Source organism: Alphaproteobacteria bacterium, assembly GCA_016870095.1.
Classification (GTDB): Bacteria; Pseudomonadota; Alphaproteobacteria; order Paracaedibacterales; family VGCI01; genus VGCI01.
On record VGCI01000012.1, the window covers coordinates 25,014 to 40,184 of the forward strand.

16 protein-coding genes are annotated in these 15,171 nt (G+C 39.6%); 7 read left to right on the forward strand and 9 right to left on the reverse strand.

Annotation, left to right across the window (positions count from 1 at the left end):
* Positions 1-58 precede the first annotated feature (58 nt).
* The 3 genes from mutM to FJX03_08070 all read left to right on the forward strand — a co-directional run bounded on the left by mutM (position 59) and on the right by FJX03_08070 (position 4,335).
* Positions 59-895, forward strand: a complete 837-nt coding sequence (mutM, locus tag FJX03_08060; protein ID MBM3633633.1) for a bifunctional DNA-formamidopyrimidine glycosylase/DNA-(apurinic or apyrimidinic site) lyase — start codon at positions 59-61, stop codon at positions 893-895.
* A 171-nt stretch (positions 896-1,066) separates the two neighbouring features.
* Entirely contained in the window at positions 1,067-1,831 is a 765-nt protein-coding gene (locus tag FJX03_08065; GenBank protein ID MBM3633634.1) for a hypothetical protein, read from the forward strand.
* 44 nt (positions 1,832-1,875) lie between these two features.
* Positions 1,876-4,335 (forward strand): hypothetical protein, encoded by a 2,460-nt coding sequence (locus FJX03_08070; GenBank protein MBM3633635.1) that lies wholly within the window; start codon positions 1,876-1,878, stop codon positions 4,333-4,335.
* Positions 4,336-4,503: 168 nt separating this feature from the next.
* Here the strand turns inward: FJX03_08070 and FJX03_08075 are convergent, their stop codons facing one another.
* Entirely contained in the window at positions 4,504-4,929 is a 426-nt protein-coding gene (locus FJX03_08075; GenBank protein MBM3633636.1) for a hypothetical protein, read from the reverse strand.
* A gap of 289 nt (positions 4,930-5,218) precedes the next feature.
* Between FJX03_08075 and FJX03_08080 the strand changes: the two genes are divergently transcribed.
* The 3 genes from FJX03_08080 (at position 5,219) to FJX03_08090 (ending at position 7,542) form a co-directional block, all read left to right on the forward strand.
* On the forward strand, positions 5,219-5,458 hold the full coding sequence (locus tag FJX03_08080; GenBank protein ID MBM3633637.1) for a hypothetical protein: 240 nt from the start codon (positions 5,219-5,221) through the stop codon (positions 5,456-5,458).
* Positions 5,459-5,522: 64 nt separating this feature from the next.
* Entirely contained in the window at positions 5,523-7,274 is a 1,752-nt protein-coding gene (locus FJX03_08085; GenBank protein ID MBM3633638.1) for a hypothetical protein, read from the forward strand.
* Complete coding sequence (locus tag FJX03_08090; GenBank protein ID MBM3633639.1) at positions 7,156-7,542, forward strand: hypothetical protein; 387 nt, start codon at positions 7,156-7,158, stop codon at positions 7,540-7,542. Before FJX03_08085 ends, FJX03_08090 begins: the two co-directional genes overlap by 119 nt.
* Before the next feature lie 92 nt (positions 7,543-7,634).
* Here FJX03_08090 and FJX03_08095 read toward each other — a convergent pair whose 3' ends face one another.
* Positions 7,635-8,585 (reverse strand): hypothetical protein, encoded by a 951-nt coding sequence (locus tag FJX03_08095; GenBank protein MBM3633640.1) that lies wholly within the window; start codon positions 8,583-8,585, stop codon positions 7,635-7,637.
* A 247-nt stretch (positions 8,586-8,832) separates the two neighbouring features.
* Between FJX03_08095 and FJX03_08100 the strand changes: the two genes are divergently transcribed.
* Positions 8,833-9,480, forward strand: coding sequence for an amino acid transporter (locus FJX03_08100; GenBank protein ID MBM3633641.1), 648 nt, complete (start codon positions 8,833-8,835; stop codon positions 9,478-9,480).
* Positions 9,481-9,501: 21 nt separating this feature from the next.
* Here the strand turns inward: FJX03_08100 and FJX03_08105 are convergent, their stop codons facing one another.
* From FJX03_08105 to FJX03_08135, 7 genes are all read right to left on the reverse strand, one after another.
* Complete coding sequence (locus tag FJX03_08105) at positions 9,502-10,302, reverse strand: inositol monophosphatase (protein MBM3633642.1); 801 nt, start codon at positions 10,300-10,302, stop codon at positions 9,502-9,504.
* 51 nt (positions 10,303-10,353) lie between these two features.
* Positions 10,354-10,920: an elongation factor P gene (gene efp, locus FJX03_08110; GenBank protein MBM3633643.1), complete on the reverse strand. Its 567-nt coding sequence runs from the start codon at positions 10,918-10,920 to the stop codon at positions 10,354-10,356.
* A 67-nt stretch (positions 10,921-10,987) separates the two neighbouring features.
* Complete coding sequence (locus tag FJX03_08115) at positions 10,988-11,911, reverse strand: class I fructose-bisphosphate aldolase (GenBank protein ID MBM3633644.1); 924 nt, start codon at positions 11,909-11,911, stop codon at positions 10,988-10,990.
* A gap of 244 nt (positions 11,912-12,155) precedes the next feature.
* Positions 12,156-12,746, reverse strand: a complete 591-nt coding sequence (locus FJX03_08120; protein ID MBM3633645.1) for a phospholipase D family protein — start codon at positions 12,744-12,746, stop codon at positions 12,156-12,158.
* Between the two features lie 76 nt (positions 12,747-12,822).
* On the reverse strand, positions 12,823-13,518 hold the full coding sequence (locus FJX03_08125; protein MBM3633646.1) for a TIGR02281 family clan AA aspartic protease: 696 nt from the start codon (positions 13,516-13,518) through the stop codon (positions 12,823-12,825).
* 230 nt (positions 13,519-13,748) lie between these two features.
* The gene (locus FJX03_08130) at positions 13,749-14,651 is read right to left on the reverse strand and encodes an ATP-binding protein (GenBank protein ID MBM3633647.1); all 903 of its coding nucleotides are present in this window, start codon (positions 14,649-14,651) and stop codon (positions 13,749-13,751) included.
* 288 nt (positions 14,652-14,939) lie between these two features.
* On the reverse strand, positions 14,940-15,171 hold a 232-nt coding region (locus tag FJX03_08135; protein MBM3633648.1), incomplete at its 5' end, for a hypothetical protein.

Genomic DNA, 15,171 nt, shown 5'->3' on the forward strand with positions numbered 1-15,171 from the left:
ATTTAATACGAAATATTCCTTAAGGTGTCTAAAGATATTATAATAGGAAACTTCTTTCATGCCGGAATTGCCTGAAGTCGAAACGGTCTGTCGTGCTTTGCGACCTGTTCTTGAAAGCCAAACCTTTATAAAGATTCAGTATAATCGTCCTGATTTGCGCTATCCTTTGCCTGGTGATATGGAAAATAAGCTGAAACAGCATCGCATGACACAGGTGAGACGCCGCGCTAAGTATATTTTAATTGATTTTGATCATGGTTTAACTTTGCTTTGGCATTTAGGGATGTCCGGTCGTGTCCTTATTGAGAAATCGCAGATAACGCAGTTACAAGCAGAGCGTCACGATCATGTGATTTTTACAACTTCCCATAATTATAAAATCACCTTTAGGGATCCGCGTCGCTTTGGTTTTTTATTACTGAAATCCACCCAGAATTTCGAGAATGAAGCCCCTTTTGATTCGATGGGATTTGAACCTTTAGGCGATCCATCTCTTATTCTTTCAAAATTTCACGCGTCTCTTAAAAATCGGGCTATTCCCCTTAAAAGTGCTCTTCTAAATCAAAATATTATTGCAGGAATCGGTAATATTTATGCCTCAGAAGCTTTATGGCAGGCAAAAATTTCTCCTTTCCGCCTTTCGAATACTGTGACTCTTGAAGAAACCAGGATTTTATTACAAGAAATTCAAGATGTATTGACAAGAGCCATTGCCGCGGGCGGGTCAACGTTACGTGATCATATTCAGCCAGATGGGAATAGAGGATATTTCCAACACTCTTTTCGCGTTTATGATCGGGCCAATCAGCCTTGTGATCATTGTCGGGTTACGCCACTTTTAAAAGTTATTCAAAATGGTCGTGCGACTTACTATTGTAGTCAGTGCCAACGTTAAAAGATTCTTTTGTATATTACTCTTTCCCAACAATTCAACCTGATTTTGTCAGCAAATATTACGAATATCAAATTCATACGCATATGACGACTTGCATAATATTAAATAATAGGGCTACGATTAGAGTATAAAATTTTTGTATAATTTTATTTATCTAAGAAAGGACATATTATGCTTCGCAAAATTTCTCTTCTGACCCTTGCTTTATGCAGTCAAACCCTTGCCGATTCTTTTGATTATAATTCTGGCCATTCGTCCAATACACTGCAATTTTATGCAGGGCTTTCTGGGGGCTTAGAGCGTATGACGGGCAGGAGAACAGATAGTGTAACGGAAGATGATCTTGCTGGGGGAATCGGTCAGCTTCAGACAATATTTTCAAATAAAGGAATGTCTGAGAACAATGCTGTGACATCGCTTATAGGGGGTTTTTTATGGGGCTTCCCCCAATCAACGATTTTGATTGGTCCAGAAATTTACTTTGGTCGGGGGAACACAGCATCAGCGGTTCAAGATGATCGTTTAGATTTAATTGGTGACTTTCGACATTATTCTACAACCCTTCAACGCAAAAACTCCTATGGCTTAATTCTGAGAGCAGGCTACCAATTTAATGAGAATTACTTAGGTTATCTATCCGCAGGGTATGATAAAGGCCAGTTTGCAACGGATAGAGTGATAACTTATGACCCAAGAAATGTTACCGCAACTCGAGCCAAAAAAACCAAATGGTTGAACGGGCTTTCATTGGGCATGGGGATTGAGAAAAAATGTGGATCATTTGTTGTCGGCGTTGATTTGCGAATGATAAAGTATAGTACTTTCAGAGTTACGGACGCGCTAAATATTGCACCAGGAATAAATCCAGGATTTATTGATTTTTCTGCTTCACCAAAAATATATTCTGGAAATTTAAGAATTTCTTATCAATTTTAAATTTATAATTGTGATAGAAGAAAATTTAGGAGAAGAGTGTTAAAATGATGCTAATAAAAACTACTTGTCGTTTGTTATCTACCACGGCGTTAATTTTAGGCGTTTTAACGGCGCCTCTGTATTCCATGCAACAAGATCTTCAGACTCAGGTAACTACTCTCTTTGGACCAAACAGTCCTTTAAAAGGAGGAATTCGAAAAAAGAGCATCAATACGGCCTATACACAGCTTGAGCAAAAGAAACTCAATCATGATCCCATTGCCGAGGAAGTTTTAAACGAGTATTCTGATACTTCGGATGATGGGAAAGAAGAGGCTTTAAAAGAATATTATAAGGCTCTTAACCCTCGCAAAAAAGGAACGACTAGTCCCACTGCGGCTCACGGAGCATCGAATGGTATTCCGGGCAATTTGGCTTCGATGAGTATTTCAGACCTTAAGGTTATCTATCACAATGCTATTGGATTGAATAAAGAAAGGGATAGCTCTCAACATAGCTGGACAAGTGACCAATATGTAAATGAGATCATAAGACTTCAAGTAGAGTTGGCCAGAAAGGGGACACATTTATTTGGTGGCGGGGCAAGTTCTTCGAGTTCATCAAGTTCGTCATCAACAAAAATGGGACTCGTAACACAACCCAGCGAAATCGAAATAGTCGTTGATAACTGTGTCAAAGGATTAAAAAAATATCTGGAAGATATCGATCCGATTAGTGTAAAAATTGCGTTTGATAAATATGTCCAACCTGTACTTGCATTGAGTAAAGATTGGAAAAATTTTAGTGAATTGTATGAAGTTGCTTTAACTGCTATCCAAACTGACGGTTTTAGTCAGGAGAAACGACAAAGAATAGAAGCTTTTGTAAACTTATTTGAATACAATGGCGAGTTTAAAAGCATGAAATTTCTAGAAAAATATAGGGCTAATATTCCAGATCCCTTTGAAGAATTATATCATGTGGGAGAAGAAATCCATAAGCATCAGTATAGCAATAAATATGATAGTTTAAGTATTGAAGAAAATCCCCTAAAAATTCTATGTTATATTGATTTAAAAACTGTCACTGCTCTTGCTGCTAAAGAAACTTCAGACATTATTTATCATTATCCGAATTACAGTCAATTAATTGCTACGCTTTACTATTTTAAAACAAAAGGTGTTATACCTTCAAAAGACGGCGAAAGCCCAAGTCCGGCACAAGTAATATTAAAGCAAATTGTATCGATTCTAAGAGAGTTCACAATACCAATGAACGTTACACAAAAAAGAATTCTCGATAATCCAGATTATAAAAAATCCTATGAGGAATTTCCAAAAGATCTAACCAAACGTCAGATTATAGCTGACCCTAAACATTCTTTAGAGAATTTTAATGTATTAATGAATTTAAATATTCAAGATATTAAAGATATACCGCAGCAAACATTAAGTAATATTTTTGCTCACGCTAATCAATTGCCTGCAGCTCAGGCAAAGGCACTCTTGTATCATTTAGCCAATATAAATTTCTTTACAGATGAGAAGGTGTATAAGCCTGGCCGATATTATAGGTTACTCACGATTGTGGTTAAAGATAAAATCATGCCACCGCAGGAAAAATCGGTATTTCTAAAGACTATGAATAAATTTCTTCCAAAAGATATGAATGTTATCCAATCAGAAATCATTGCTAATGCAGATTATAAAAAATCCTATGATGAATTTCCAAAAGATCCAACCAAACTTGAAATTATGCCTGCTGCTTCTAATGTTTTGGACAATTATAAAGTATTATTGAATTTAAACATTGAGCAAATTAGAAAACTACCTACATCAACAATAGAGAGAATATTTAATACGAACTCATTAACTGCATCTGAGGCAAAGGCTATCTTATATTATTTAGCATCGATAAAATTCTTTTCGGATGACTACGTCATAAGTCCTGGTAAATATTATATACTTCTTAAAGAGGCCACAGTTCAGCACGTGGAAACAGCAGAAGAAAAACGCCTAAAAGATGAAAATTATAAAAAGTATCTTGAAAGAAAAGAAAGAAAAGAAAAGGAAGATCAAAAAGCAAGTAAAGAGCGAATTGCAGAAGAGAGAAAACAACGCAGTGCGGAAATTAAAGCACAAAGAGCTGCAGGTAATAACCCACCAGCTGCCCAGGCCGCATCAAGCGGAGCATCTATGCCGCCTCCCCCCCCGCCAGCAGTGGGTGGAGCACAAGCTAATGCACCCGTTGCTGTAACCGTGCCAATGCAAAATCTCGACCCCAATAGTAAGGGTGCGAAAATTGCCGGAGCTTTAGAAAAGAGAGGAGTTGGAAAGGCAATAGCAAATGAAGTGGGTTCTGCGATTAATAAACAGAAAGAGCCTCAGCTGACAAAGATGGTAAGTATCACTATAAATATATTGCAAGCACATAATAAAATAAGTAAATCGATAAACCCTGTGGAGATACTGCAAAGACAAACAGAATATAAAGAATTAATCACTGAAGCCTTAGCTCCAAAATAAATCACTATGCAAACTCCAGGCTATTGGGCCTGGGGTTTTTGTTGTATTTACAATAAAATTGAGTCACAAGAGCATTATCTATTTCAAATTATTGAGTATCCACTCACGATTTGGCGCAAGGTTTATTAGAAATTTTCAAAAGAGGCAGGTTTGGGTAATGGAATAAACTTAAGGAGCCATTATCCCCCAACCGACTATACTCAACTTTTTTATTAGGTTTCCAGGCTTACCGTTGAGCTTATCCTCATCCTCAACACCCCTAAACCCACAAGTTAAGGCATAAAGCGTAAACCCGTCGATTGCATTTCCGACAAACCAAGGGCCGCCACTATCCCGGGTAAAGACTTGGGGGGCGGATTTGGGTTCAGCAACATACATCTCTCGGGTTTTTGTACCGGTTTCTCTCGTCATTTGGACCACACGATTTGCGGTAAATTTTTTAGTATAGTTATCATCTTGTTTGCTAAAGTTACTCGGGAGACTATAGACCTTTTCTCCTTCTAAATTACCGATGGTGAAGGGAGCTTCCGTGCTGAGAGTCATTCCATAGGTAAGGCAAGATAATTTTTCAGGCAGAGGGTCAGTTTCAAACAATTATTTCAAATAAAGGAATGCCCGAGAACAATACTGGGACATCGCTTATAGGGGGTTTTCCCCAATCAAGGATTTTGATTGGTCCAGAAATTTACTTTGGTCGGGGAACACAGCATCAGCGGTTCAAGATGATCGTCTAGGTTTAACTCCTGCTTTTAGACATTATTCGACAACCCTTCAACGCAAAAACTCCTATGGCTTAATTCTGAGAGCAGGCTACCAATTTAATGAGAATTACTTAGGTTACTTATCTACGGGGTATGATAAAGGCCAGTTTGCAACGGATAGAGTGATAACTTATGAACCAAGAAATGTTACCGCAACTCGAGCCAAAAAAACCAAATGGTTGAACGGGCTTTCATTGGGCATGGGGATTGAGAAAAAATGTGGATCATTTGTTGTCGGCGTTGATTTGCGAATAGTAAAGTATAGTACTTTCAGAGTTACGGACGCGCTAAATATTGCACTACCAACAAACCCTGGGTCTATTGATCTTTCTGCTTCACCAAAATATATTCTGGAAATTTAAGAATTTCTTATCAATTTTAAATTTATGATTGAGATAGAATAAAATTTAGGAGAAGAGTGTTAAAATGATGTTAATAAAAACTACTTGTCGTTTATTATCTACCACAGCGTTAATTTTAGACGTTTTAACAGCGCCCCTCTATTCCATGCAATCTCCCCCGCAACAAGATCTTCAGAGTCAGGTAACTACTCTCTTTGGACCAAACAGTCCTTTAAAAGGAGGTGTTCGAAAAAAGAGCATCAATACGGCCTATACACAACTTCAGCAAAAGAACCTCAATAATGATCCCATTGCCGAGAAAGTTTTAAGCGAGTATTCTGATACTTCGGATGAGGGGAAAGAAGAAGCTTTAAAAGAATATTATAAGGCTCTTAACCCTCGCAAAAAAGGAACGACAAGCCCCCCTGCAGCTCATGGAGCATCTAATGGTATTCCGGGCAATTTGACTTCGATGACTCTTTTAGAGCTTAAAAATTTATATCAAAGAGCTCATTCGGCCAGTAAAGAACCTAATATGGACACGAGTCAATGGTTGCCTCACCAATTTATAAAAGAAATTGAAAGACTTATAGATGTATTAGCTAGGAAAGGTATTGCATTGTCCGGTCCTGTGGTAGGAGGCGTAGGCCCTGGGCCTAAGCAGATGGATGCGGATAAATTAACTATTCCTGAACTACAAGCAGCGATGGATGAGATAAGTACGAAGCAATTAGAGCTATATAATAAAAATCCCAATGACCCTGAGATTGATAAATTGCAGGCTCGTTACGAAGAGCTTGAGAAATTTTTTAAGCTTCGTACGGCTGAGTATGAAAAAGCAGAGGCTAAAAAAGCTGCTGATATAAAAAATGCTGCTGAAAGAGAGCGGATAAGATTGGAAACCGAAGCTAAGAAAGCTGTAGATGAAAAGCTATATCAAACTATTGTGAATAATCCAAAATTTCAAATTCCAGCTCTTCCAACGGATAAAGAGCGTATCGATTTCTTAGGGGTGCCAGCAACCTCTCTTGAATTTCTTATTAGTGCCCCAGAGAATCTCTTTTTACAAATTATGGAAAATTTTAAGTTATCAAAGGGAATCGCCCAGAAAATTGATGTTGAAGCCAATGCTGACCTATTATCAGCATTACATTATAGAATTGATTTAATAAAGTCCTATCCCGCGAATGCTAAAAATTCTTATGAACTGTTAACTTCCAGCATTAAAAATCAATTGAGTAAATTAGGTAAAGGAAATAATTTATCTTTAGAAAAACCTAAGGGCGTACCAACAACGCCAGACGAAGAGCAAAACTATCAGGATTTATTAGCCTATTTTGCGCAGAAAAACCTAGATCCAAAGTATATTCAACAAGTTCAAAATAGTTCGGTTTCAATTACAGCTCTTTCTGTTATTCTATTTCCCAATAAGCCTAGAGGTCCACACACCTATCAAACAATTTTTAATTCTATAGATAAGAGCCTCACACCGTTTGAATGGAAAGGGGTAAGAACTGCTATTAAAAAGGGCGAGATAAAATTAGATTTAAATCATCTTGAGATAGGGAAACTTGTTAAAAAAATTGATGAGACGGTTATGGGTATCGAAAAGGGCGCAAAAGAGCTAAATAAATCTGCAGAGGATCGTTATAAAAGTCAACAAGCTTGGATATTAGCGGGACGTCCTACTATTGCTTTACCGCCCCCAGCAGCTGGAAATGCGCCCCCCCCCACCCCCACCGCCAGGTGCAGGAAATGCGCCGCCACCTCCGCCACCATCAGGTGCAGGAGTTGTGCCTCCTCCCCCCAAAAATGGAGGGCCAATGAAGCAAACTAAAAAATGGACTCTTCCTCCTCGAATAAAGGGGGGTCCAAATGTACCTCTGGCTGCTCATAGTATGGGAAAATTGATTGAAGATGAGTTAATCGGGGCTGGATTAGATGCATCTATTGCAAATGAAGTTGGAGAAGCTATCAATGCAGAGAAGAATATGAAAGATAGAAGAAATGCTTCACTAGCAATACTTATAGAAAAGAATGTTGAAGGTGGTAAGCCAATCGCTATCGGCCTAAAGTACGACAAAATTCTTAAAAAAATTAAATAAAATGTCATCTATTTCATAAAAGTCCTCAGGCCTTAGTGCCTGGGGCTTTGAGTTAAAGTTCATCAAAACATTTGCGCCAAGAGATCATTTATCTATTTTAAATTTTCTAGAATCCACTCCCGATTTGGCGCGAGGCTTATTAGAAAATTTACAAAAGAGGCAGGTTTGGGTAATTGGAATAAACTTAAGGAGCCATTATCCCCCAACCGACTATACTCAACTTTTTTTATTAGGTTTCCAGGCTTACAGTTGAGCTTATCCTCATCCTCAACACCGCTAAACCCACAAGTTAGGGCATACAGCGTAAACCCGTCGATTGCATTTCCTCCAAACCAAGGCGCGCCACTATCCCCGGTAAAGACTTGAGGGGCGGATTTGGGTTCAGCAATATACATCTCTCGTGTTTTTGTACCGGTTTCTCTCGTCATTTGGACCACACGATTTGCGGTAAATTTTTTAGTATAGTTATCCTCTTCCTTGCTAAAGTTACTCGTGAGACTATAAACCTTTTCTCCTTCCAAGTTACCGACGGTGAAGGGAGCTTCCGTGCTGAGGGTCATTCCATAGGTAAGGCAAGATAATTTTTCTGGTAGAGCCGCAGTTTCAGCTAATCGCAAGAGAGGATTACAAGCAACAGGAGCTTCCAGAAAACACAGAGCGATATCTTCAACGGGATTAATATCTTCCATCGGATTTTCTGACCCATTGGCTAGGGGCACTATATTGCTTACGATGTGTAATTTTCCCTTATGATCTTCAAAATAAAACTGGCCGATTCCAATTTGTTGAGCAGCAAAATGGATAATGTGCGCACAAGTTAGAATGGTTTGGGTTTCTTGCATGCCGGGTTTTCCAAGAGCGACAGCAGAACAATATTCGAGGAGTTTATCCTCGAGTCTTAGGACTATTTTGCCAGGGTAGATGTCTTCTTTAAGCTTGCTGCCGGCCTCGTGGGCTGATATTAATTCTTCTTCCTTTTCAACAATAATGGCATGGGTCGATACCAATGACAGGAAGGTAAGAAGGACAATTCGAAAAAGCATGAAAAATATTCTTTTTATTAATGGTTTTTTTATTTGGTCAAGCTCTTGATCCTTTTTAATTTGTAGGGAACTTTTCGAAAAGGTTCAATATCAAACTTAGAAAAATGGGGGGATAGAGACATTTTAACGCTAAACGCTAAACGCTAAATGCTAAAGCGCAGACTATCTCTTCGGGGCTTGAGGAAAATTTTCCCCTATTCTATAGATATGAGATGGATTTGCGGCATAAAAAGAAAGGTTAAAGCTTGTGCTACATCACTTTTGTGTCACGCCGTTGTTAGAAGGATTTGGCACGGGTGCCGCATTAATTATTGCCATTGGGGCTCAAAATGCATTTGTTCTTAAACAGGGTATTTTGAAAAACCACGTGTTCGCAACAGCCCTCATCTGTGCGGCGACGGATGCCGCGTTGATTCTGATCGGCGTTGGCGGTTTTGGCAAGATTCTCACCTCAAGTCCAATCCTTCTTGAAATTGCGCGATGGGGTGGCGTGGCTTTTCTCGCATACTATGCATTTCGCTCTTTTCGAGCGGTTTTGAAAACAGAATCTCTAACTGTTGCCCTTGATAATAAAAATTTGCCCTCTTTAAGGGCCTCTCTTACCACAGCACTAGCTTTAAGCCTTTTGAATCCGCATGTTTATTTAGATACAGTTGTTCTATTGGGAAGTATCGGCGCGCAAATTCCTGCGTTTGAACGCCCCTATTTTGCGTTGGGAGCCATTCTGGCCTCTTTTATATGGTTTTTTAGCATGGGATATGGCGCAAGATTTTTGGGCCCGCTTTTTCGAAAGCCCTTAAATTGGAAAATTCTTGATTTTATCATCGGGTGTATTATGACAATTCTCGCTCTGACACTCGCTTTTGGAATGAAAGATCTAAACTGTCAGGGATAAGGCCTCTTCAAGGATTCAGACTTAGCCGATCAAAATTTTAGACAAGGGATCAAAGAGATGGTCGTTGGCTGCTAAAATGGTACCTGAATTTAAAATATCTTGGCCCCCTTTTGCATCACTAATGTACCCACCTGATTCTTTAATCATCAAAATGCCGGCGGCGAGATCCCACGATTTTAAGTCGGTAGCAAAACAACCGTCAAACTTGCCCGCTGCCACATAAGCTAAATCAAGGGCTGCTGACCCAAAGCGTCGCATGCCAGCCACTTTACCTGCCAAGCGGCTTGTATAATTGATTGCATCCGTCTCTGCCTGATGACGGTAAGGAGTGCCAATCGCAACTAAGGCTTCGTCTAAATGTCGCCGTCCCGAAACACGAACACGGCGTTGATTCAAAAACGTACCTTTCCCCTTTTCTGTCCAGTAGAGTTCATCCAAAATGGGGTTATAAACAACACCTGCAATGATTTCTTCTCCCTTTTTTAAAGCAAGAGAAACACAGAATTGAGGGATACCATGTAAGAAATTTAAAGTACCATCAAGGGGGTCTACAATCCAGCAGTGTTCGGGATCTGTGCCTGCAATCGCTCCGGATTCTTCCAACAAGAAAGAATATCCAGGACGGGCTTTAGAGAGTTCTTGAATAAGAATTTTTTCGGCCCTGTGATCTGCAGTTGAGACAAAGTCGCCCAGACCTTTCCGGGAAACTTGCAATTGTTCCACTTCTCCAAAATCTCGTGTTAAAGCCCGGCCCGCTTTTTCGGTGGCTGAAATCATAACATTCACAAGAGCAGAGCGCCCCGTTAGTCGCGCAGTAAGCATAATATTCTCTTTTCAATTATAGTGATGGACGCCAGAATCAGGATTTATTCCTTATTCTTTGGCACGTTCCACGTAAGTACGGTCATCCGTATTAATAACAATGCGCATTCCCGAACCAATGTGGGGGGGAACCATCACGCGCATGCCATTTTCCAAAACAGCTGGTTTAAAAGAAGACGAAGCGGTCTGTCCTTTCACAACAGGGTCAGCTTCAGCGATCGTTAAAATAACGGTGTCGGGAAGTTGAATGCTGAGGGGCTTTGTTTCGTACGAAGAAACATTAACAATCATTCCATCTTGCAAGAAATCTGCGGCGTCACCCACAAAGTCGCGGGATAAACTAATTTGTTCAAATGTTTGTTGATCCATAAAAATCAAATCATTGCCTTCGGCATAAAGGTATTGATAAGGCTGAGCATCAAGAAAGACGCGTTCGACTTGCTCTGCTGAGCGAAAGCGCACGTTTGTTTTGGTGCCTTCCGTCAAATTTTTCAATTCAACTTGCATATATGCGCCCCCTTTACCGGGCTGAGTATGCTGCGTTTTAACGGCAACCCATAATTTTCCTTCAAACTCGATAACATTCCCGACTCGAATTGCATTTCCACTTATTTTCATGAACGTCTTTTCCTCTTCTTTTGTAAAATTTAAGAGCGAGGACTTACATCCCGCATAGCTTAAATTGTTATCTCTGTCCTTTAAAAATGGTTGTTAACTCGGCGAGCATTTTGAGCCCTTCCGCTTGGGGGCGTTGGAAGGAATTTCTCCCAATGATAAGCCCATTGCCGCCGCCATTGGCGATGGCTCTCGCATCTTCTAAAACGCTCTTCACATCTTTAGCTTCTCCGCCGGAGAAGATGACCAAACGTCGACCATTGAAACAAGATTTTACAACATGTCGCACTCGATCCTCTAACGTGTCAATCTTAATCTTGTGCTGAATATATTGACGTTTCGCTTCTTCATTTTCCAAATGGTCAGAAGGCAATTTGACTTTGATAATATGGGCGCCCAGCAAAGCCGCCATGTGAGCGCCGTAAGCAATCACATCAATGGCTGTTTCCCCTGCTTTTGAGAGGGCTCCGCGTGCATAAGACCAAATGACAACAGCCAAGCCGCAAGATTTTGCTTCTTCAGCAAGTTCGCGAATTTCTTCAAACATATCGAGAGACGCATCAGAACCGGGGTAAATGGTAAAGCCAATCGCGGAACATCCCAAACGCAACGCATCATTAATAGAACCCGTAATAGCTTGATCAGGAGGGTTGTCTTTGCCATAAAGGCTGTTGCTGCTATTAATTTTTAAGATGGTGGGAATCATGCCCGCAAAAGTATCTGCGCCGGCTTCTAACCATCCTAGCGGAGCGGCATAGGCCGCCAGGCCCGCATCAACGGCCATTTTATAATGGTAATGGGGATCAAATGCGTCAGGGTTCGCCACGAAAGCGCGCGGACCATGCTCAAAACCTTGATCGACGGGAAGAATAATCATGTTTCCCGTGCCGCCTAAGCGACCATGCATGAGGATGCGGGCGAGGTTAGTCTTAGTTCCTGGATTATCGCTTTCATAATTCGCCAGAATTTTTTTGACGCGCTGTGTGAGTCTCATGAAATCTCCTTTTGAAATCAGTTTAACACTACACTGTTGGGTCAAAAAGTGGCAATAATATTTTGTAAAAAGCGCAAGAGAGACTTTGTGGTGTCTTATATTACAATCAAGTAACTAACGAAAAGGGTCATTTTTGTTACTTAATGAAAAATAAGTAACACGGGTGTTATTTGTTAAACGCTAAAAATGAAATGAAATTCTTATGAGAATGTATTCACAAAACAAGGTCTGGCCTGCGGCGTTATTAAGGATTTTCGGGTGACACACGCCAGCGGGCATGCCAATTTTGAAGATAACTTTTCGCTAAGGAAGGGTCAATAATCGTTAATAGGTTTTCCGTATTTCGCTTATAGGCCGCGGCTGAAAAGTTATAACTTCCCGTAATGACCGTGGATTCGTCAATAATCATAATTTTGTTATGCGCAATACCTTGAGGGGCATCAAACCGAAGGGGCACATCATTATCCAGCAAAATGTTTTTTGCCGAATGCTTATGGGTTTGGTTGCTTCGGTCCAAAAGAACTTTAACCTCAACGCCGCGCAAAGCTGCCGCTGTTAAGGCTGTGGCAATGTCGTGATCGGTAAAAGAATAAGCTTGAACAAAAATAGATTTCTTGGCTCCCTCAATGCTGTCCAGAATCTTCGATTGACAAGTTTTGTTCGGTGTAAAACATACCTCGATGGATTCTTTGGGGTGCGCGGATGCGGTTGCATGGGAAGCGGGTATGGGTTTGTTGACCCAGCCTTTAACGGAAAATCCTGTGGTGAAGCCGATAAAAAATAGCATAATAACTGTAATAGACGGCGGTATGTCGCGTTTTGCAGAACGTTTCATGGGCTCACTCCTCAAGGGTATGAGCTTAGAATCCTTCAAGAAAATTAATATTTGGTTAAGAAATTTTTACGGAATCTCAAGGGGTAGTGCCTTCTAAGACCAGATGATCTCCCTCAATTTTAAATCTCTTCAATTTCTTTAAAAAGCTCATGCCCAAGAGGGAAGGATGAGTAAGATTTTGGGAAACAGAGGCGGTTACATCCCGCAAAATAAGGGTGCCCACCTTGATTTCTGCAAGACGAATAGGGGAACCAAAACTTATGCCATTCGCAGTTTGCATAGGTTCATTAAAAGATAAGGACTCCACATCTATGCCCAATCGTTTCGCATCCGCCAGGGTTAAAACCACTTTAGAGGCCCCCGTGTCGACCATAAATGAGACGGGGATTGAGTTGACCGAAGCTTCCACTATAAAACTTCCCCCTTTCGCCCGTAGGAAACTGACAGAACCATCAGCGTTTGACGTGGCATGTGTGGGCAAGATATTCCGTTTGACTCTTTCGGCAACGCCACTCCACTCATCTTGAAAGCTATAGCCCAGGAGGAGAACAAAGAATATTCCCATCCACGTGACAGCATACTTTAAAGTTGGCCGATCCCCAAAATGATGAATGCCGGCAGGGATAAGGGCGCACAAAAGGGCAATACAAAAAATCATTTGGCCCACATTGTCGTTTGAACTTAAAACATAAGGAAAGCGCCAAATCAGCAAGCCCAAAATGAGAATGCCAAGACCGACAATGCTATAAATAACTTTCAGTTCTTTTTTCATGTGTTTCTCACTTTTGCTTCAAAATAACTAGGATAAAGCGTTTTACTTACTCATTCTTTTTTAATTTAACACTAAATGTTATCAAATTGTATGTACATTAATATAGCTTTGAGTAAGAAAATTGTCAGTGTGTAGTATAAAATTTTAAAAAAATCGGGATGATATGTATTTTAATTAATTATTGCTCGAAGAATTTTTTAAGGATTAGAAATTGTTTATTCTTAATGAAATTAATCAATAATTTCAATGCCGCATCTAATTTTTAAAATAGTGTCTAAATCATCATCTTGTTTTAATATTTTTGCTATTTTATACTCAAAAGAGTTTTTTGAAATAGAAAATCTTTCCGATTTTCTTTTTGGTAATGGCAAATGACAACGATCTCCATCTAAATTAACAATACTAGCTTCAGCCAAAACTGAATGAAAATAGCGTAATTCGTATGTGGTTATCGAATTATGTTGGGTATCAGAAAAATTAGCTCTGTCAGTCCATTCTTCACTAAAACCTTTGCGGGTGTCAACGGCACACACTGTAAATTCTAGAGAATCAAAATGATATATATTACTATCAGATCCCCCATTTTGCCATTTTGTTGAATCATCTAACAATAAATTAAATCTCCCTAGAGGAGCTAAATCTATCGCAAATTTTTCTTTGTACATTAAGTCTATCGAGTCATCATCAGCTTGAGAAGATTTGGGAGTGTTTCTGCTATTGGTTCGGGTATATATATAAGAATCCTTAATAATTATATTATCTTTTTTGTAATCCTCTTTTAGATAGAATGGCTTGAGAGGGATACTATCAATTTCTAAAACATCAATCTCTTTTTCATATAGAGTTAGATTCAATACTCTTGCTCTTATCGCTTTTCGATTCAAGGGTAACTTAGAAAGCCAATCCTGGAAATCATGATCAAACATACGGTTTGCCGTACTCTCTAATCCGATTATGTGTTTAGTATCACTAACTCCAAACACAATATATCTTTTTTTGCCTGGCGCGTAGGAATTTACTAGACAGAGAATATCGTGTAATAATTCTGCCTTATTTTTGTGCCAGACTTGTTTAAAATCTAGACAATCTGACTCGGGTTGCTGAATTAAAATACTAAGTTCATCGTTTGTCATTATATCCTCGCAATTCTACAATATAATCATAGCAAATCAAAGTTAATGAGGAATGAAAAGAACACTATAGAATTTTCTGTCTATTTTGAGGGAGGAATGGCCTGTATTAATAGATGGCGCATGAGATGGCAGTCCTATTGTGGCTTTTTGGATATCAAAAAATGAAAATATGGGGGTTTATATGATTTTAATTATACCTCCCCTTGCTTCATCAAAGAGTCACCATCAATTGCGCACCTGCAGATTTTATTGGCAAGTCAATACCCCTAAAATCTACAGAAGGAAGGATTAATATTCCCTTTTAAGTATTATCTTTGGGTTTATTCTGCGAAGTTCAGCAACATTCTCATCTGATACATTACACCCAGAAATATTCAATATTTTAACATTGGCTAGTGCCGAAACATCCGTAATCCTTGTGCGGACCAGATTGAGATTATGAACATTGCCCAGAGCTGAAACATCCGTAACCCCTGTGTGGCTCAGATTCAGTGTGTGAACATTGCCTAGACCTGAAACA

Bases quoted from the DNA above. Each gene is read 5' to 3' on its own strand.
- FJX03_08125 (MBM3633646.1), bottom strand. From the start codon at position 13,518: ATGAAAAAAGAACTGAAAGTTATTTATAGCATTGTCGGTCTTGGCATT.
- FJX03_08130 (MBM3633647.1), bottom strand. From the start codon at position 14,651: ATGACAAACGATGAACTTAGTATTTTAATTCAGCAACCCGAGTCAGAT.
- FJX03_08105 (MBM3633642.1), bottom strand. From the start codon at position 10,302: ATGCTTACTGCGCGACTAACGGGGCGCTCTGCTCTTGTGAATGTTATG.
- FJX03_08090 (MBM3633639.1), top strand. From the start codon at position 7,156: ATGCGCCCCCCCCCACCCCCACCGCCAGGTGCAGGAAATGCGCCGCCA.
- FJX03_08120 (MBM3633645.1), bottom strand. From the start codon at position 12,746: ATGAAACGTTCTGCAAAACGCGACATACCGCCGTCTATTACAGTTATT.
- FJX03_08065 (MBM3633634.1), top strand. From the start codon at position 1,067: ATGCTTCGCAAAATTTCTCTTCTGACCCTTGCTTTATGCAGTCAAACC.
- mutM (MBM3633633.1), top strand. From the start codon at position 59: ATGCCGGAATTGCCTGAAGTCGAAACGGTCTGTCGTGCTTTGCGACCT.
- FJX03_08085 (MBM3633638.1), top strand. From the start codon at position 5,523: ATGATGTTAATAAAAACTACTTGTCGTTTATTATCTACCACAGCGTTA.
- FJX03_08095 (MBM3633640.1), bottom strand. From the start codon at position 8,585: ATGCTTTTTCGAATTGTCCTTCTTACCTTCCTGTCATTGGTATCGACC.
- efp (MBM3633643.1), bottom strand. From the start codon at position 10,920: ATGAAAATAAGTGGAAATGCAATTCGAGTCGGGAATGTTATCGAGTTT.
- FJX03_08115 (MBM3633644.1), bottom strand. From the start codon at position 11,911: ATGAGACTCACACAGCGCGTCAAAAAAATTCTGGCGAATTATGAAAGC.
- FJX03_08070 (MBM3633635.1), top strand. From the start codon at position 1,876: ATGATGCTAATAAAAACTACTTGTCGTTTGTTATCTACCACGGCGTTA.